The sequence below is a fragment of the Herbiconiux sp. genome (assembly GCF_023264855.1).
Taxonomy (GTDB): domain Bacteria; phylum Actinomycetota; class Actinomycetes; order Actinomycetales; family Microbacteriaceae; genus Herbiconiux.
This window is the reverse complement of the sequence record NZ_JAHFUW010000059.1, coordinates 1-17,331: the sequence shown is the minus strand read 5'-3', so window position 1 is coordinate 17,331 and position 17,331 is coordinate 1. Positions and strand designations below refer to the sequence as shown.

The following is a 17,331-nucleotide window of genomic DNA, read 5'->3' as shown; positions in this document are numbered from 1 at the left end:
GGATAATCGGACACACCGGATAGAGGAGAAGCCCATGGCCGTTCTGGAACCGTCGCAGATCCGCATCAGCGGAACCGCTCGCAGCAAGGAGGAGGCGATCCGCGAGGCCGCCGACATCCTGATCGCCGCCGGAGCGGTCGAGGCCGGGTACCTCGACTACATGCTCCAGCGCGAAGAGACGGTCTCGACGTACATGGGCAATCTCCTCGCCATCCCGCACGGCACGAACGAGGGCAAGGACACGATCCTCGGCTCCGCGCTCTCGTTCGTGCGGTACGACGAGGCCCTGGACTGGGGCGGCGAAGAGGTGCGCTTCGTGGTGGGCATCGCCGGCAAGGACGGCGGCCACATGGACATCCTCACCAAGATCGCCATCGTCTTCAGCGACGACGACGACGTGGCGAAGCTGCTCGCGGCCACCGACGCCGACGAGATCCTCGAGATCCTCGGCGACGTCAACGAATAGCAATCGGCTCCAATCCTTAGGCGGTTCATCATGAAGGCAGTTCATTTCGGCGCGGGCAACATCGGCCGCGGGTTCGTGGGGCTCATCCTGCACGAGGCCGGCTACGAGGTGGTCTTCGCCGATGTGAACGCCGAGCTGATCGACGCGCTCGCCGCCTCGACCAGCTACCAGGTGCACGCGGTGGGGGAGGGTGCCTCCACCACCACGGTCACCGGCTACCGCGCTCTCAACAGCGGCAGCGACGAGGATGCGGTCGTGGCGGAGATCGCCTCGGCCGAGATCGTGACGACCGCGGTGGGCCCGAACATCTTGAAGTTCGTGGCCCCCGTGATCGCCCGTGCGCTCGAAGCGCGCGACGCGGCCCTGCCGCCCCTGCAGGTGATGGCCTGCGAGAACGCCATCAACGCCACCGACGTGCTGAAGGGCGAGATCGTCGGGCGCCTCGGTGAGGCGTCGCCCGCGCTGGCCAAGGCCGTGTTCGCCAACACGGCGGTCGACCGCATCGTTCCCGGCCAGGCTCCGGATGCGGGGCTCGACGTGACGGTCGAGGTGTTCTTCGAGTGGGCGATCGAGGAGGGACCCTTCGGGGGTTCGACCCCCGACATCCCGCTCGCGCACTTCGTGCCCGACCTCGCCCCGTTCATCGAGCGCAAGCTCTTCACGGTCAACACCGGCCACGCCACGGTGGCCTACCACGGCTGGGTCGAGGGCGCCTCCACGCTGGCGGAGGCGCTGGCCATCCCCGAGGTGTTCGCCGAGGTGAAGGCCGTTCTCCAAGAGACCAAGGCGCTGCTCGTGGCCAAGCACGAGTTCGACCCGGCCACCCAGGAGGCCTACCTCGAGAAGAACCTCGAGCGCTTCGCCAACCCGTACCTCACCGACACCCCTGAACGTGTGGGTCGCCAGCCGCTGCGCAAGATCAGCCGCCACGAGCGCTTCATCGGGCCGGCCGCCGAGCTGGCCGAGCGCGGACTGCCGACCACCGCACTGTTGCGTGCCGTGCGCGCCGCCCTGCGCTTCGATGCGCCGAGCGACCCGCAGAGCGCCGAGCTGCGCGAGCTGCTGACCACCCTCACGCCCGAGCAGTTCGCGGAACAGGCCTGCGGCATCGAGCCTTCGCATCCGCTCTTCGGCGACCTGGTGGGCACTATACGATCCGTGGACGCATTCCTCTGATTGCGCCCGGGCGTTTCTTAGCGTAAGCTCGATCTTTGGTGTTTTCGGCCCTTTTTTCGGGTGCCGATTCTCCGCACGACCAGCACAGACTACTTGAGTGACAGTGAGGCTATGGCCAAAAAAGACGGTGTAATCGAGATCGAAGGCGCAGTCGTCGAAGCTCTCCCGAACGCGATGTTCCGGGTGGAGTTGACGAACGGGCACAAGGTTCTTGCCCATATCTCGGGCAAGATGCGTCAGCACTACATCCGCATCCTCCCCGAGGACCGCGTGATCGTGGAGCTCAGCCCCTACGACCTCACCCGTGGCCGGATCGTCTACCGCTACAAGTAGACCCCGATCCGTCGGCTGTGCTGGAAAGTAACGGCCCCGCGGCATCCCGCGAGGTACGAGGACAGCGAAGAAAGATAACAACATGAAGGTCAACCCCAGCGTCAAGCCCATCTGCGAGCACTGCCGTGTCATCCGCCGCAACGGCAACGTGATGGTCATCTGCAAGAGCAACCCGCGCCACAAGCAGCGTCAGGGCTAGAACTACCCGGCCCGAGCTCTCCAGCTCAGGCAGGTTCAGAAAAATGGCAGTGTCAGAAGCCGCCCGGTGAGAGCCGGGCGGTGGACACCTTCGGTCGGAGGCCGGAGCACATTCACTGTCACAGACCTCCACTCATCAACAGGAGATAGCCACAATGGCACGTCTAGCAGGAGTTGACATTCCCCGCGACAAGCGCGTGGAAGTTGCCCTCACGTACATCTACGGGGTCGGCCGCACGCGTGCGCTGAAGACCCTCGCCGACACCGAGATCAGCGGAGACATCCGCGTCAAGGATCTGAGCGACGACCAGCTCGTCGCTCTCCGTGACTACATCGAGGGCAACTACAAGGTGGAGGGTGACCTCCGCCGTGAGGTCGCCGCCGACATCCGCCGCAAGGTCGAGATCGGCTCCTACGAGGGCGTCCGTCACCGCAAGGGCCTCCCGGTCCGCGGTCAGCGCACCAAGACCAACGCTCGTACCCGCAAGGGCCCGAAGCGCACCGTCGCCGGCAAGAAGAAGGCCGGCCGCTAAGCGCGCCGACTGACCAGGATTCCAGGAGATACATATGGCAACCCCCAAGTCGGCCGTTCGCAAGCCGCGCAAGAAAGAGAAGAAGAACGTCGCCGTGGGCCAGGCCCACATCAAGTCGACCTTCAACAACACCATCGTGTCGATCACCGACACCACCGGTGCCGTCATCAGCTGGGCCTCCTCGGGTGGCGTCGGCTTCAAGGGCTCGCGCAAGTCGACCCCGTTCGCCGCGCAGCTCGCTGCCGAGTCGGCCGCGCGCCAGGCTCAGGAGCACGGCATGAAGAAGGTCGACGTGTTCGTCAAGGGACCGGGCTCCGGCCGCGAGACCGCGATCCGCTCGCTCCAGGCCGCCGGCCTCGAGGTCGGTTCGATCAACGACGTGACCCCGCAGGCGCACAACGGATGCCGCCCGCCCAAGCGTCGCCGCGTGTGACGATCACCTTTCAGCACTGAACAACCGGCAGGGCGCGTTCTGCGCGCTCTGCCGGTGATCTGGTTTCTTCACAACTCAATACCTCGTCACGTGAGTGTCATATAGCGGACACTCAGCCGAAAGGAATAACAGTGCTCATTGCACAGCGCCCCACCCTCACCGAGGAGAACATCTCGGAGTTCCGCTCGCGGTTCGTCATCGAGCCGCTGGAGCCCGGCTTCGGCTACACCCTCGGAAACTCCCTCCGCCGCACCCTGCTCTCCTCGATCCCCGGCGCCGCTGTCACCAGCATCCGCCTGGACGGCGTGCTGCACGAGTTCTCGACGATCCCCGGTGTGAAGGAAGACGTCACCGAGATCATCCTGAACGTGAAGGGCCTCGTCGTCTCCAGCGAGCACGACGAGCCGATCACCGCCTACCTGCGCAAGCACGCCTCGGGCGAGGTCACCGCGGCCGACATCTCGGCTCCGGCCGGTGTCGAGATCCACAACCCCGACCTCGTCATCGCCACCCTGAACGACAAGGCGAAGTTCGAGCTCGAGCTGATCATCGAGCGCGGCCGCGGCTACGTCTCGGCGACGCAGAACCGCAGCGAGTTCTCCGAGGCCGGTCAGATCCCGATCGACTCGATCTACTCGCCCGTGCTGAAGGTCACCTACCGCGTCGAGGCGACTCGTGCCGGTGAGCGCACCGACTTCGACCGCCTGGTCGTCGATGTGGAGACGAAGCCGGCCATCACGCCGCGCGACGCCATCGCCTCGGCCGGTCGCACCCTGACCGAGCTGTTCGGTCTGGCCCGCGAGCTCAACTCCGCTGCCGAGGGCATCGAGATCGGCCCCGCGCCGGTCGACGCCGTCCTCTCGAGCGAGCTCTCGGTTCCGATCGAGGACCTCGACCTGTCCGTGCGCTCGTACAACTGCCTCAAGCGCGAGGGCATCAACACGGTCTCGGAGCTCGTCGCCCTCTCGGAGACGCAGCTCATGAACATCCGCAACTTCGGACAGAAGTCGGTCGATGAGGTGAAGGACAAGCTCGTGGAGCTCGGCCTCTCGCTGAAGGACACCGTTCCCGGATTCGACGGCGCCCACTTCTACGGCGGATACGACGACGAGAACGTCTAAGACGTTCTCCCTTCGCATCGCCTTGACCGACAACTGATTCACATCTGGAGATAAGAAATGCCCAAGCCAACCAAGGGACCCCGTCTCGGCGGCGGACCGGCGCACGAGCGCCTGCTCCTCGCCAACCTGGCTGCCGCCCTGTTCACGCACAAGAGCATCAAGACGACCGAGACCAAGGCCAAGCGGATGCGTCCGCTGACCGAGCGTCTCATCACCTTCGCCAAGCGCGGAGACCTGCACGCCCGTCGTCGGGTGCTCGCCGTGATCGGCGACAAGAACGTCGTGCACGAGCTCTTCACCGAGATCGCTCCGCTCGTCGCCGAGCGCGAGGGCGGCTACACCCGCATCACCAAGCTCGGCTTCCGTAAGGGCGACAACGCCCCCATGGTGCAGATCGAGCTCGTGCTCGAGCCCGTCACCCCGAAGAAGAAGGCCACCAAGGCTTCACCTGCGGCCGCTGCGGCGCCCGTCGAGGCCGAGCCCGAGGCCGAGGTCGTCGAGGAGACTCCCGCCGAGGAGACCGCCGCTGACGAGACCGCCGAGACCGAGGCTCCCGCCGAGGCCGAGGCTGCTGACGAGGCTCCCGCGGAGGAGACCAAGTAGCACCCGCTGCACGAGCAGGGCCCCGCATCCGTCGAGGATGTCGGGGCCCTCTTCGCTTTAAGATGGACGATGTGATCGAAGAGAGCGGGATGCGGCGGATCCGTCTCGACATCGCCTATGACGGCACCGACTTCTCGGGGTGGGCCAAGCAGCCCGGTTTGCGCACCGTGCAGGGGGTGCTGGAGGAGACGATGGCGATCATCCTCCGCCGGTATCCGCCGAACCCCGTGCTGTGGGTGGCCGGGCGCACGGATGCCGGTGTGCACGCCACAGGGCAGGTGGCCCACGTCGATCTGGCCGAGGATCAGCTGCGGAGCTTGCGACGCCGGGGGGCGCCGGCGGGGATCGGCGAGGCCGAGCTCGCCCGACTGCTCGGGCAGCGCATCAACGGCGTGCTCGGGGCCGACTCCGACGTGGTGGTGCGCTCCTCCGAACTGGCGCCCGAGGGCTTCGACGCACGGTTCTCGGCGATCTGGCGGCGGTACCGCTACCGGGTGGCCGACACCGCGGCCGAGCACGATCCGCTCGAGCGTCGGCGCACCGTGCGGCATCCCACCGAACTCGACGTCGATGCCATGGACTCGGCGGCTCGCGCCCTGCTGGGGCTGCACGACTACGCCACGTTCTGCAAGCCCCGCCCGCATTCCACCACCATCCGCACTCTCCGCTCGTTCGCCTGGCGGCGACAGGCGGACGGCGTGCTGATCGCGTCGCTCGAGGCCGATGCCTTCTGCCACAGCATGGTGCGCTCCCTCGTGGGGGCGACCGTGGCGGTTGGCGACGGCTCCTTGAACGGCGAGGACGTCGTGCGGCTGCGGGACGCGCAGCAGCGCACAGGGGAGTTCCTGGTGATGCCGGCGAAGGGGCTGGTGCTCACCGAAGTGGGCTATCCGGTCGATGGCGAGCTGCGGCTTCGGGCCGAGCAGACAAGGGCGCGTCGCGAGCTCATTTGACCGCGCGGGTGGTATCGCCTATTCTTGACCCTTGGTGTGCGCGCCATGTTGTGCGTCGCCCGTAGTTGAGCCCTCCATCGGCTGTGTTCCTCTCGATCCGAGCGGGAATGCCCACCGGAGTGGGATTCACGAACTCCTCACTCGAACAAGAAAGCAGCACTACTGTGACGCGTACCTACACCCCGAAAGCCAGCGAAATTCAGCGCGGCTGGGTCATCATCGATGCAACCGACGTGGTTCTCGGCCGTCTGGCCAGCCACGCCGCCACCATCCTGCGTGGCAAGAACAAGGCCACCTTCACCCCGCACATGGACATGGGTGACTTCGTCATCATCGTCAACGCCGACAAGGTGGCCCTCACCGGCGCCAAGCTGGCGCAGAAGAAGGCCTACCGCCACTCGGGTTACCCGGGCGGCCTCACCGCCGTCACCTACGCCGAGCTGCTCGAGAAGAACCCCGAGCGCGCCGTCGAGAAGGCCATCCGTGGCATGCTGCCGAAGACCTCGCTCGGTCGCGACCAGTTCCGCAAGCTGAAGGTCTACGCAGGCGGAGAGCACCCGCACGCTGCCCAGCAGCCCGTCCCGTACACCATCGACCAGGTCGCCCAGTAGCGTCCCGCGCTCATTCAGCAGACTCAGACAAAGGACTTATCACTACCGTGGCGAAGATCGCAGACCAGATTGACGTGGCTCCCGAGAGCTACTCCACCGAAACCCCGGCCGAAGAGGCGCCCCGCGCGCCCCGCGCCGTCCTCAACGTGTCCGGCGCAGCCGTCGGCCGCCGCAAGCAGGCCATCGCCCGCGTGCGTCTCGTTCCCGGCGCCGGCACCCTCGTGGTGAACGGCCGCGAGTTCGAGCACTACTTCCCCAACAAGCTGCACCAGCAGCTGATCACCGACCCCTTCAAGGTGCTCGACCTGATCGGCTCCTACGACGTGGTCGCGAAGATCACCGGTGGTGGCCCCTCGGGTCAGGCCGGCGCGCTCCGTCTCGCCATCGCCCGTGCGCTGAACGAGATCGACCGCGAGAACAACCGCGCTCAGCTCAAGAAGGCCGGCTTCCTCACCCGTGACGCCCGCGTCATCGAACGCAAGAAGGCCGGTCTCAAGAAGGCCCGTAAGGCGTCGCAGTTCTCGAAGCGCTGATCGCGCTTCGGCTCTACGCTTAGCGTATGGCTCGCCTTTTCGGCACCGATGGGGTGCGTGGGCTCGCGAACCAGGACGTCACCGCCGACCTCGCTCTTCGGATCGCGCAGGCCGGTGCACGCGTGCTGGGTCAAGCGGCCCGGGATGCCGGCCGCCGGCCGGTCGCAGTGGTCGCCCGCGACCCCCGGCAGTCCGGTGATTTCATCGCGGCCGCGGTCTCGGCCGGTTTCGCCAGCTCCGGCGTCGACGTTCTCGACGCCGGAGTGCTGCCGACCCCGGCCGCCGCTTTTCTGATCGCCGACATCGGCGCGGACTTCGGCGTGGTGATCTCCGCCTCGCACAATCCCGCGCCCGACAACGGCATCAAATTCTTCGCCGCCGGCGGCAAGAAGCTGCCCGACGAGACCGAGATCGGCATCGAGGCCGCACTCGAGCATCCGCAGCTCGCCCCCCTGGGTGGCGGGATCGGCCGCATCAGGCGGTTCGCGGATGCCGAAGACCGCTATGTCGTGCATCTTTTGACGACCTTGCCCCACCGCCTCGACGGGCTCCACGTGGTGCTCGACTGCGCCCACGGCGCGGCGGCCGGCGTCTCGCCCGAGGCGTTCAGCCAGGCGGGCGCCCGGATCACGGTGATCGGCAACGATCCCGACGGCATGAACATCAACGACGGGGTCGGCTCGACGCACCTCGGTCAGCTGGCCGACGCCGTGATCGCGGCGGGCGCCGACGTAGGCATCGCGCACGACGGCGACGCCGACCGATGCCTCGCGGTCGACGCGGCCGGCCGGGTGATCGACGGCGACCAGATCATGGCCATCCTGGCCCTGGCCCAGTCCGAGCGCGGTCTGCTGCGCGAGAACACCCTCGTGGCGACCGTGATGTCGAACCTCGGGCTCAAAGTGGCGATGGCCCAGCACGGCATCGCGATGCTCGAGACCAAGGTCGGCGACCGGTACGTGCTCGAGGCCATCAACGAGAAGAACCTGAGCCTCGGCGGCGAGCAGTCGGGGCACATCATCTTCGCCGATCACGCCACGACCGGTGACGGCATCCTGACCGGTCTGCAGCTGGTGAGCCACATGGCCGCCACCAAGAAGTCGCTCGCCGAGCTCGCCTCGGTGATGAAGGTGTATCCGCAGACGCTCGTGAACGTGCGCGGAGTGAACCGCGACGGCGTTGCGAGCGACCGCGTGCTCGCGGAGGCCGTGGCCGAGGCCGAGGCCGACCTGGGCGAGACCGGTCGCGTGCTGCTGCGCCCCTCCGGCACCGAGCCGCTCGTGCGCGTGATGGTGGAGGCCGGCGACCAGGCCACCGCCGACCGCATCGCGGAGTCACTCGCCGAAGTGGTGCGCCAGCGCCTCTCGACCGGAGTCGAACAGGCGATCTGACCCGTTCGCCCTCGCGAGAGGGTCAGAGCTTGCGGAGCAGGACCTTGTTGACCTTGTGGTCGGCGCCCTTGCGAAGCACGAGGGTGGCGCGCGAGCGGGTGGGGCGGATGTTCTCCATCAGGTTCGGCAGGTTGATGGACGACCAGATGCTGCTCGCGGTCTCGCGGGCCTCGGTCTCGGACAGGCTCGAATAGCGGTGGAAGTAGGACTTCGGATTCGCGAACGCGCCCTGCTGCAGGGCCAGGAAGCGGGTCTCGTACCAGCTCGCGATGTCGCTGGTGCGTGCATCCACGTAGATCGAGAAGTCGAACAGGTCGCTCACCGCCAGACGGTTCGCCGAGGGCGGCTGCAGCACGTTCAGCCCTTCGACGATCAGGATGTCGGGCTGGCGCACCACGATCTGCGCCTCGGGCACGATGTCGTAGCTGAGATGCGAGTAGAACGGCGCCCGCACCTCGGGGTTGCCGCTCTTGATGGCACTGACGAAGCGCAACAGCGCCCGCCGGTCGTACGACTCGGGGAAACCCTTGCGCTGCATCAGGCCACGGCGCTCGAGCTCGCGGTTGGGGAGCAGGAAGCCGTCGGTCGTGACCAGCTCGACCCGGGGCGTGTCCGACCAGCGCGCCAGGAGCTCACGCAACAGGCGCGCCGTGGTGGACTTGCCGACGGCCACCGAGCCGGCGATGCCGATGACGAAGGGCGTGCTGTTCGAGGTTTCGCCGAGGAAGTCGGTGGTGGAGCGATGCAACTGCTTGGCGCTGGTGGCGTAGAGGTTGATCAGGCGGGCCAGCGGGAGGTAGACCTCGTCCACCTCGTGCAGGTTGAGCGGATCGGTGAGGCCGCGCAGCTGCACGATCTCGGTCTCGGAGAGCGGATGCGGGGTCGACGGCGCGAGGGCCGCCCAGTGCGCCCGGTCGAACTCGGTGAACGGGCTGAACTGCGCGAAACCGTTCGTGGAAGCGGAATCGGGCATAGGACATCCATTCTGCCCGAAAGCGGGACGCCCGCCCGACGCCGTGCCTATCAGGTTGCCCCGCTGCCGCTCGGCGCGGTGCTATCAGCTTGCCTCGCTGCCGCTCGGCTAAACTCGCTGGCATGTGTGGAATCGTGGGATACGTCGGCAACAACAGCAGTCTCGAGGTGCTCCTCGGCGGGCTGCGCCGACTCGAATACCGCGGTTACGACTCCGCCGGCGTGGCCGTGATCGGCACCGACGGAACGCTCTCCACCCGTAAGCGCGCCGGCAAGCTCGCCGTGCTGGCCGACGACCTCGAGGCCCGGCCCATGGCCGACGGCCAGACCGGTATCGGGCACACCCGCTGGGCGACGCACGGCGGCCCCACCGACGGCAACGCGCATCCGCACCTCTCCGCCGACGGGCGCATCGCGCTCATCCACAACGGAATCATCGAGAACTTCGCCACCCTCAAGCAGGAACTGCTCGACGACGGCTTCGCCTTCGACAGCGAGACCGACACCGAGGTGGCCGCGAAGATGCTCGGCCGGGAATACGAGCAGGGCGACGGCCTGCCCGCCGCTCTCGGCCGCGTGGTCTCGCGCCTCGAGGGCGCCTTCACGCTGCTCGCTCTGCACCAGGACGAGCCCGGCGTCGTGGTGGGCGCCCGCCGCAACTCGCCGCTGGTGATCGGGCTCGGCGAGGGCGAGAACTTCCTCGGCTCGGACGTGGCGGCCTTCGTGGAGCACACGCACCGCGCCGTGGCCATCGGCCAGGACCAGATCGTGATCATCACCCCCGACTCGGTGAGCGTCACCGACTTCGACGGCGCCGAGGTGGGCGCGCAGGAGTTCGAGGTGTCGTGGGATGCCTCCGCCGCCGAGAAGGGTGGCTGGAGCAGCTTCATGGCCAAGGAGATCAGCGAGGAGCCGGAGGCCGTGGCGAACACGATCCTCGGCCGCAGCGTCGACGGCCAGGTCGTCCTTCCCGAGCTCGAAGGGCTCGACGAGGTGCTCACCGGCATCGACCGCATCGTGATCATCGGCTGCGGCACCGCCGCCTACTCCGGGATGCTCGGCAAGTACGCCATCGAGAAATGGGCGCGGATCCCGGTGGAGGTCGAGCTCTCGCACGAGTTCCGCTACCGCGAGCCGGTGCTCTCCGACCGCACGCTCGTGGTGTCGATCAGCCAGTCGGGCGAGACCATGGACACCCTGATGGCCGTCAAGTACGCCATCGCCAACGGCGCCCGCACGCTGTCGATCTGCAACACCCAGGGCGCCACGATCGCGCGGGAATCGGATGCCGTGGTGTACACGCACGCCGGCCCCGAGGTGGCCGTCGCCTCCACCAAGGCGTTCGTGGCGCAGATCACCGCGCTGTACCTGTTCGGACTGCATCTCGCGCGGGTTCGCGGAACGCTGGATGCGGCATCCGGAGCCGCGCAGCTGGCCGAACTGCAGACCATCCCGAACAAGATCGCCAAGGTGCTGAAGAGCGGCGCCGAGATCACGCAGCTGGCGAAGTGGATGTCGGACAGCCGCGCCATCCTGTTCCTCGGCCGCCATGTGGGCTACCCGGTGGCCCTCGAGGGCGCGCTGAAGCTCAAGGAGCTCGCGTACATCCACGCCGAGGGCTTCGCCGCCGGCGAGCTGAAGCACGGGCCGATCGCGCTGATCGAGCCGGGTCAGCCGGTGTTCGTGGTGGTGCCGTCGCCGCGCGACCCGAACTCGCTGCACGCCAAGGTGGTGTCGAACATCCAGGAGATCCGCGCTCGTGGGGCGCGCATCCTCGCCATCGCCGAAGAGGGCGACGTGGCGGTGCTGCCGTTCGCCGACGAGGTCATCCGCATCCCGCTCGCCGCGCCGCTGTTCGAGCCGCTGCTGACCGTCATCCCGCTGCAGCTGTTCGCCATGGAGCTCGCGACCGCCAAGGGTCTGGACGTCGACCAGCCGCGGAACCTGGCGAAGTCGGTCACGGTCGAGTAGGCCGTCGTGATCGTCGGTGTCGGGGTCGACTTCGTCGACGTGGCCCGCTTCGAGCGTTCTCTGGCGAGGACGCCGAAGCTGCGCGAACGCTTGTTCGCTGAGGGCGAACGCGAGCTGCCCGTGCGCTCCCTGGCGGCTCGATTCGCCGCCAAAGAAGCGCTGATCAAAGCCGTCGGGCACTCGACCGAGTTCCGGTGGCACGACATGCGGATCGTCTCCGACGAGCAGCGGAACCCGGCGTTCGCCGTGTCGGGCGGCGTGGCCGCGGCGCTCGAGGAGATCGGGGCGACCCGCGTGCACCTCAGCATGAGCCACGACGGCGGCAACGCGCTCGCGTTCGTGGTGGCGGAAGGAGACGCGGCGTGAGCGGGGAGGGCGTGGTGCGTGCAGCATCCGTTCCCGCGCCGGAGCCGGCCGCAGCATCCGTTCCCGTCCCGGCGCTGCGCCGGGCACACGTCGACCTCGGAGCGATCGCCGGCAACGTGGCGCACGTGGCCTCGCTGGTGTCGCCGGCGGCCGTGATGATGGTCGTCAAGGCGAACGGATACGGTCACGGGGCCGAACAAGCGGCTCGTGCCGGACTGGCGGCCGGGGCGACCTGGCTGGGCGTCGCCGACGTCGACGAGGCGCTCGCGCTGCGGGCCGCGGGCATCGAGGCGCCGATTCTGGCCTGGCTGCACGGGTCGGATCCGTCGTTCGAGCAGGCGGTGTCGCAGGACGTCACCCTCGGGATCAGCACCGCCCGGCAGCTGTCGCGAGCCGCGGACGCCGGTACGCCGGCGCGGCCGGCCCGCGTGCACCTCAAGGTCGACACCGGGCTCGGCCGCAACGGGCTGCAGCGCGCCGACTGGGAGACCGTGTTCCGTGCGGCGCGCGAGGCCGAGGTCGCCGGACTGATGGTCGTCGAAGGACTCTTCAGTCACCTCTCGAATGCCGACGAGAGCGAAGACCGCGCTCAGCTGGCGGCCTTCGGCGAGGCCGAGGCGCTCGCCCGCTCGCTCGGGCTCGAGCCCTCGATCCGGCACCTCGCCTCGACAGCCGGGGCCCTGCGGCTGCCGCAGACGAGGCTCGACCTGGTGCGCCTGGGGATCGGATCGTACGGACTCTCGCCGTTCGACGACGCCGACTCGGCCGCGCTCGGCCTCCGCCCCGCGATGCGCGTGGAGAGCCGGCTGATCTCGGTGAAGCGGGTGACGGCGGGCACCGGCGTTTCGTACGGCTACACGTATCACGCGCCGCGCGACTCCTGGCTTGGGCTGGTGCCTCTCGGGTACGCCGACGGGATTCCGCGGCACGTGTCGAACCGGGGGAGTGTGTGGGTCGGCGGGTCGGTGCATCCGATCGTCGGCCGCGTGGCCATGGACCAGTTCGTGGTCGACCTCGGGTCGTTGCAGGCCTCGGTGGGCGACCGCGTGGTGCTGTTCGGGGACCGGATGGATGGCGAGCCGAGCGCCGATGACTGGGCCGAGGCGGCGGCGACCATCAACTACGAGATCGTGACGCGGCTCGGCCGGCGCGTGGAACGGGTGTACGGATGAGCGGCTCGGCAGAGACCGGCGTGGGCGGCCGCGCGGATGGCACGGCGACCGGCACAGCGGGTGGCGCGGGCGACGTGTCGAGGGGAGCCGCGCCCGATCGCGAGGCCCTGATCGACGTGTCGAGGGGAGCCGCGCCCGACCGCGAGGCCGTGATCGATCTCGACGCCTTCCGGCACAACGTGCGCACTCTGGCCGCGATCGCCCGGCCGGCCGAGACGATGCTCGCGGTGAAGGCCGACGCCTACGGGCACGGGATGGTGCCGCTGGCCCGGGCTGCGCTCGAGGCCGGCGCCACCTCGCTCGCCGTGCTCGACATCCCGGCCGCCCTCGTGCTGCGCGAAGCGGGCATCACCGCACCGATCTTCGCCTGGATGCACGACCCGGATGCCCTGTTCGCGGAAGCCGCGCAGGCCGACATCGACCTCGGGATCTCGGCGGCCTGGCAGCTGGACGCCATCGCGGCTGCCGGCGCATCGAACGCGCCCCGCGTGCACCTCAAGGTGGACACCGGCCTCAGCCGGAACGGCGCCACCGAAGCGGACTGGCCGGCGCTCGTGTCGCGCGCGGTCGAGCTAGACCGGGCGGGCGCGGTGCGGCTGCACGCGGCCTGGTCGCACCTCGCCGACGCTTCGCCCGGCGACGACGCGACCGCCCTCGGCCGGCTGCAGCGCGCCATCGAGGTGGGGGAGGGGCTCGGCGCCCACTTCCCCGTGCGCCACCTGGCCGCGAGTTCGGCCGGTATCCGGATGCCCGAGGCCCGCCTCGACCTGGTGCGCTTCGGCATCGCCGCCTACGGCATCTCGCCCTTCGACGACCAGTCGGCGCGGGATCTGGGCCTGCGGCCCGTGATGACCCTGCGGGCCAGGGTCGCGTCGACCAAGCGCGTGCCGGCCGGGCACGGCATCTCGTACGGACTGACCTACCGCACCGAGGCCGAGAGCACGCTCGCGCTGGTGCCACTCGGGTACGCCGACGGCATCCCGCGGATCGCCTCCGGCCGGGCCGAGGTGTGGATCGGCGGCCGGCGGCATCCGATCGCCGGGCGGATCGCGATGGACCAGTTCGTGGTGGACGTGGGCGAGCATCCGGTGGCCGCCGGCGACGAGGTGGTGGTGTTCGGCGAGGGCGACCGCGGCGAGCCGACCGCTGAGGAGTGGGCCGGCTGGGCCGAGACCATCGGCGACGAGATCGTGGCCCGGGTGGGGCCTCGCGTACCACGGGTGTACCTCGGCGAGCCGGGGCGATGAACGAGCGGACGATGGCCGGGGCCGCGATGGTCGGGGCGCTGCGATGAGCGAGCGGATGCCGGGCGCCGAGGCGCTGGCGGACCTCGGACCGGCGCTCGAGATCGCGGATCCGGCGGCCATGCACGCCTTCGGCATCCGGGTCGCGTCGCTGCTGCGCGCCGGGGACGTCGTGCTGCTGACGGGCGACCTGGGTGCCGGCAAGACCACCTTCACCCGCGGTCTCGGCGAAGGGCTGCAGGTGCGGGGCCCGGTGACGAGCCCCACCTTCGTGCTGGCACGCACGCATCCGTCGCTCGTGGGCGGACCGGCACTCGTGCACGTCGACGCGTACCGGCTGGGCAGCGCCCTCGAGCTCGACGACCTCGACATCGACTTCGCGCGCTCGGTGGTGGTGGCCGAGTGGGGCGCCGGGCTGATCGAGGTGCTCACCGAGTCCTACCTCTCGATCGAGATCGACCGCCCGCACGGCGCGGGCGAAGCGCCGGATGCCGGCATCGACGACGCCTCCATCGAACCCGTGGAACCCCGCCAGGTGCGCATCACCGGCGTCGGCCCGCGCTGGAGCTGAGCACGCGGCGTTAGGCTCGGAGGGTGCTTCTCGCCCTCGACACCTCTGCCGGAACATCCGTGGCCGTCGTGGACGGCGACCTCGTGCTCGCCGAGCGCTCCACCGACGACACCATGCGGCACGCCGAGGTGATCGGCGAGATGATCGCGGGCGTGCTGGAGGAGTCGGGGGTCGCGGCATCCGGGATCGACGCCGTCGTGACCGGGCTCGGGCCCGGACCGTTCACGGGCCTGCGCGTGGGTATCGCCGCCGCCCGCGCGTTCGCCTGGGGGATCGGACGCCCGCTGATCCCGATGGTCAGCCACGACGCCGTCGCGCTCGACGAGTGGTCGGCCGGCCTCCGCGGGCCTCTGCTGGTGGTGACGGATGCCCGTCGCCGCGAGGTGTACTGGTCGAGCTACGACCTCGACGAGGAGGGCATCGCGCGCAGCGACGGGCCCGCACTGTGCAAGCCCGACGAGGTGCCCTACCCCGAGTTCGAGCGGATCGACGCCACCCAGGTGAGCGCGGGGGCCCTCGGGCGCCTCGCCACCCTGCGCGGCGGGGCCGCCGCGGTGCCGGAGTTCACCGAACCGCTCTACCTGCGCTCGCCCGACGTGACCGTGCCCGGCGCGCGCAAGCGGGTCACCCCGTGAGCTGGCAGCTGCGGCGCGCGGGCGTCGGTGACCTCGATGCGATCATGCAGCTCGAGGAGTCGTCGTTCACCACGGATGCCTGGTCGCGCGAGTCGATGCGGCGAGAGATCGAGCATCCCGAGTGCTACTACCTCGTGGGCTTCGACGCCGAGCATCCGGATGCTCTGCAGGGTTATGCGGGTCTGCTCTGCCCGAGAGGCGCCACCGACGCCGACATCCAGACCATCGCCGTGACGGAGCGCTCGCGAGGGCGCGGACTCGGCCGTCAGCTGATGAACCGGCTGCTCGCCGAGGCCGGCCGGCGCGGCGCCCGCAGCGTGTTCCTCGAGGTGCGCGCCGACAACCCCGTGGCGCACGGGCTGTACCTCTCGCTCGGCTTCGAGGACATCGCGGTGCGGCCGAAGTACTACCAACCCGACGGTGTGGACGCCGTCGTGATGAAGGCGCCGGTGCCCGCGACCGGGCCCGCGTTCACCGAGGAGGAGGCATCCGCATGACGGACGGACCCGTGGTGCTCGGCATCGAGACCTCGTGCGACGAGACCGGCATCGGGATCGTGCGCGGTTCGACCCTGCTCGCCAACGTGATCGCCAGCTCGATGGACGAGCACGCCCGCTACGGCGGCGTGGTGCCCGAGGTCGCCGCCCGCGCCCACCTGGAGGCGCTCACCCCGACGCTGGACGCGGCGCTCGCCGAGGCGGGGCTGACGATCGGCGAGATCGACGCCATCGCCGTGACCAGCGGGCCCGGACTCGCGGGCGCGCTGATGGTGGGCGTCGGTGCCGCCAAAGCCCTGTCGATCGCCACCGGCACGCCGCTCTACGCCGTGAACCACCTGGTGGGCCATGTCGGCGCCGATGTGCTCGCGGCCGAGTCGCTGGAGTACCCGACGATCGCCCTGCTGGTCTCGGGCGGCCACACCTCGCTGCTGCTCGTGCGCGACCTCACGGGCGACGTCGAACTGCTCGGCGAGACCATCGACGACGCCGCGGGCGAAGCGTTCGACAAGGTCGCCCGGGTGCTCGGCCTGCCGTATCCGGGCGGGCCGCAGATCGATCGCGCGGCGATCGGCGGCGACCCGAAGGCGATCCACTTCCCGCGGGGCCTGATGCAGGCGAAGGATGCCGAGAAGCACCGCTACGACTTCTCGTTCTCCGGGCTCAAGACCGCCGTGGCCCGCTGGGTGGAGCGTGCGGGCGACGCGGGCGAGCAGATCCCGGTGGCCGACGTGGCCGCGAGCTTCCGGGAAGCCGTGGTGGACGTGCTGCTGACCAAGGCCTTCCGGGCCTGTGCCGACTTCGGAATCCCGCGGCTGCTGCTGGGCGGGGGCGTGGTGGCGAACGCGCGTGTGCGCGAGGTCGCCGCCGAGCGCGCCGCCGCCCAGGGTGTGACGCTGCGCATCCCGCCACTGTCGCTGTGCACCGACAACGGGGCGATGATCGCGGCGCTCGGCGCCCAGCTGATCGCCGCCGGCCACGGCCCGTCGGGCCTCGGATTCGGGGCCGATTCGACGCTGCCGGTGACCGAGATCCAGGTCGATCGGGCGACATATTACGACCTGGATGATTGACACTTTCTCAGCCGTGCTGTCACGATGGGTGCCGACAGCGTTCATTCAGGACTAATTGGAGCCTCCCTTGACTCAGCCCGCCCCCGGTTACGCACCGGTTCCCGCCGCACCGAAGACCAACGTCCTCGCGATCGTGTCGCTGGTGATCTCGATCCTCGGCTTCAACGTCATCGCGATCATCCTCGGTGCCATCGCCCTCAGCCAGATCAAGAAGACCGGTGAGAACGGTCGTGGCCTCGCCATCGCCGGCATCATCATCGGTGCGATCTCGATCGTGCTGATCATCATCTGGATCATCGCCATCGCCGCCCTGGCCGCGAGCGGTGCGATCACCACCACCACCTACTGATTCGGTACGAATCCTGATGGGCGCAGGTGGCCGGAACGCCGCCTGCGCCTAGTCTGTTAAGAAGGGCCGGTCCCCGTGCGGGCCCTCAGCCACTGAGTCCGGCCAGCGGCCGACGACAAGAAGGGCGCCC

General features: G+C 69.1%; 22 protein-coding genes. 21 read left to right on the top strand and 1 reads right to left on the bottom strand.

Features of this window, described 5'->3' with window-relative positions:
- Positions 1-34: 34 nt before the first annotated feature.
- The 12 genes from Q0D75_RS18395 (at position 35) to glmM (ending at position 8,351) form a co-directional block, all read left to right on the top strand.
- A complete protein-coding gene (locus Q0D75_RS18395; protein ID WP_291056868.1) occupies positions 35-466 on the top strand; it encodes a PTS sugar transporter subunit IIA in 432 nt (143 codons plus the stop codon).
- 30 nt (positions 467-496) lie between these two features.
- Positions 497-1,642 carry a mannitol-1-phosphate 5-dehydrogenase gene (locus Q0D75_RS18390; protein WP_291056866.1) on the top strand — a complete coding sequence of 382 codons (1,146 nt, stop codon included), beginning with the start codon at positions 497-499 and terminating at the stop codon, positions 1,640-1,642.
- 111 nt (positions 1,643-1,753) lie between these two features.
- Positions 1,754-1,975 (top strand): translation initiation factor IF-1, encoded by a 222-nt coding sequence (gene infA, locus Q0D75_RS18385; protein WP_022883252.1) that lies wholly within the window; start codon positions 1,754-1,756, stop codon positions 1,973-1,975.
- Between the two features lie 82 nt (positions 1,976-2,057).
- Positions 2,058-2,174: a 50S ribosomal protein L36 gene (rpmJ, locus tag Q0D75_RS18380; RefSeq protein ID WP_104242511.1), complete on the top strand. Its 117-nt coding sequence runs from the start codon at positions 2,058-2,060 to the stop codon at positions 2,172-2,174.
- 154 nt (positions 2,175-2,328) lie between these two features.
- Complete coding sequence (gene rpsM / locus Q0D75_RS18375) at positions 2,329-2,706, top strand: 30S ribosomal protein S13 (protein ID WP_066041126.1); 378 nt, start codon at positions 2,329-2,331, stop codon at positions 2,704-2,706.
- 34 nt (positions 2,707-2,740) lie between these two features.
- The gene (gene rpsK / locus Q0D75_RS18370; RefSeq protein ID WP_022896808.1) at positions 2,741-3,139 is read left to right on the top strand and encodes a 30S ribosomal protein S11; all 399 of its coding nucleotides are present in this window, start codon (positions 2,741-2,743) and stop codon (positions 3,137-3,139) included.
- A 131-nt stretch (positions 3,140-3,270) separates the two neighbouring features.
- Positions 3,271-4,260: a DNA-directed RNA polymerase subunit alpha gene (locus tag Q0D75_RS18365; RefSeq protein WP_291056859.1), complete on the top strand. Its 990-nt coding sequence runs from the start codon at positions 3,271-3,273 to the stop codon at positions 4,258-4,260.
- Positions 4,261-4,317: 57 nt separating this feature from the next.
- Positions 4,318-4,863, top strand: coding sequence for a 50S ribosomal protein L17 (gene rplQ / locus Q0D75_RS18360; RefSeq protein ID WP_291056857.1), 546 nt, complete (start codon positions 4,318-4,320; stop codon positions 4,861-4,863).
- A 62-nt stretch (positions 4,864-4,925) separates the two neighbouring features.
- Positions 4,926-5,816, top strand: coding sequence for a tRNA pseudouridine(38-40) synthase TruA (gene truA, locus Q0D75_RS18355; RefSeq protein ID WP_291056855.1), 891 nt, complete (start codon positions 4,926-4,928; stop codon positions 5,814-5,816).
- Between the two features lie 164 nt (positions 5,817-5,980).
- Positions 5,981-6,427 (top strand): 50S ribosomal protein L13, encoded by a 447-nt coding sequence (rplM, locus tag Q0D75_RS18350; RefSeq protein WP_291056853.1) that lies wholly within the window; start codon positions 5,981-5,983, stop codon positions 6,425-6,427.
- A gap of 47 nt (positions 6,428-6,474) precedes the next feature.
- Entirely contained in the window at positions 6,475-6,960 is a 486-nt protein-coding gene (rpsI, locus tag Q0D75_RS18345; RefSeq protein ID WP_291056851.1) for a 30S ribosomal protein S9, read from the top strand.
- Between the two features lie 26 nt (positions 6,961-6,986).
- Entirely contained in the window at positions 6,987-8,351 is a 1,365-nt protein-coding gene (glmM, locus tag Q0D75_RS18340; protein WP_291056849.1) for a phosphoglucosamine mutase, read from the top strand.
- 22 nt (positions 8,352-8,373) lie between these two features.
- Here glmM and coaA read toward each other — a convergent pair whose 3' ends face one another.
- On the bottom strand, positions 8,374-9,324 hold the full coding sequence (gene coaA / locus Q0D75_RS18335) for a type I pantothenate kinase (RefSeq protein WP_291056847.1): 951 nt from the start codon (positions 9,322-9,324) through the stop codon (positions 8,374-8,376).
- Positions 9,325-9,446: 122 nt separating this feature from the next.
- Here coaA and glmS point away from each other — a divergent pair, with 122 nt between their 5' ends.
- The 9 genes from glmS (at position 9,447) to Q0D75_RS18290 (ending at position 17,201) form a co-directional block, all read left to right on the top strand.
- Positions 9,447-11,294, top strand: coding sequence for a glutamine--fructose-6-phosphate transaminase (isomerizing) (gene glmS, locus Q0D75_RS18330; protein ID WP_291056845.1), 1,848 nt, complete (start codon positions 9,447-9,449; stop codon positions 11,292-11,294).
- 6 nt (positions 11,295-11,300) lie between these two features.
- Positions 11,301-11,660 carry a holo-ACP synthase gene (locus tag Q0D75_RS18325; RefSeq protein ID WP_291056843.1) on the top strand — a complete coding sequence of 120 codons (360 nt, stop codon included), beginning with the start codon at positions 11,301-11,303 and terminating at the stop codon, positions 11,658-11,660.
- Positions 11,657-12,832, top strand: a complete 1,176-nt coding sequence (gene alr / locus Q0D75_RS18320; RefSeq protein WP_366513461.1) for an alanine racemase — start codon at positions 11,657-11,659, stop codon at positions 12,830-12,832. The genes Q0D75_RS18325 and alr (Q0D75_RS18320) overlap by 4 nt, the downstream gene beginning before the upstream one ends.
- Positions 12,829-14,079 (top strand): alanine racemase, encoded by a 1,251-nt coding sequence (alr, locus tag Q0D75_RS18315; RefSeq protein WP_291056841.1) that lies wholly within the window; start codon positions 12,829-12,831, stop codon positions 14,077-14,079. The genes alr (Q0D75_RS18320) and alr (Q0D75_RS18315) overlap by 4 nt, the downstream gene beginning before the upstream one ends.
- Before the next feature lie 118 nt (positions 14,080-14,197).
- Entirely contained in the window at positions 14,198-14,647 is a 450-nt protein-coding gene (gene tsaE / locus Q0D75_RS18310; RefSeq protein ID WP_291056895.1) for a tRNA (adenosine(37)-N6)-threonylcarbamoyltransferase complex ATPase subunit type 1 TsaE, read from the top strand.
- Between the two features lie 23 nt (positions 14,648-14,670).
- Entirely contained in the window at positions 14,671-15,282 is a 612-nt protein-coding gene (tsaB, locus tag Q0D75_RS18305) for a tRNA (adenosine(37)-N6)-threonylcarbamoyltransferase complex dimerization subunit type 1 TsaB (RefSeq protein WP_291056839.1), read from the top strand.
- Positions 15,279-15,779 carry a ribosomal protein S18-alanine N-acetyltransferase gene (gene rimI, locus Q0D75_RS18300; RefSeq protein ID WP_291056837.1) on the top strand — a complete coding sequence of 167 codons (501 nt, stop codon included), beginning with the start codon at positions 15,279-15,281 and terminating at the stop codon, positions 15,777-15,779. Before tsaB ends, rimI begins: the two co-directional genes overlap by 4 nt.
- Positions 15,776-16,852: a tRNA (adenosine(37)-N6)-threonylcarbamoyltransferase complex transferase subunit TsaD gene (gene tsaD, locus Q0D75_RS18295; protein WP_291056835.1), complete on the top strand. Its 1,077-nt coding sequence runs from the start codon at positions 15,776-15,778 to the stop codon at positions 16,850-16,852. The genes rimI and tsaD overlap by 4 nt, the downstream gene beginning before the upstream one ends.
- A 67-nt stretch (positions 16,853-16,919) precedes the next feature.
- Complete coding sequence (locus Q0D75_RS18290; RefSeq protein WP_291056833.1) at positions 16,920-17,201, top strand: DUF4190 domain-containing protein; 282 nt, start codon at positions 16,920-16,922, stop codon at positions 17,199-17,201.
- The last annotated feature ends 130 nt before the right edge of the window (positions 17,202-17,331 follow it).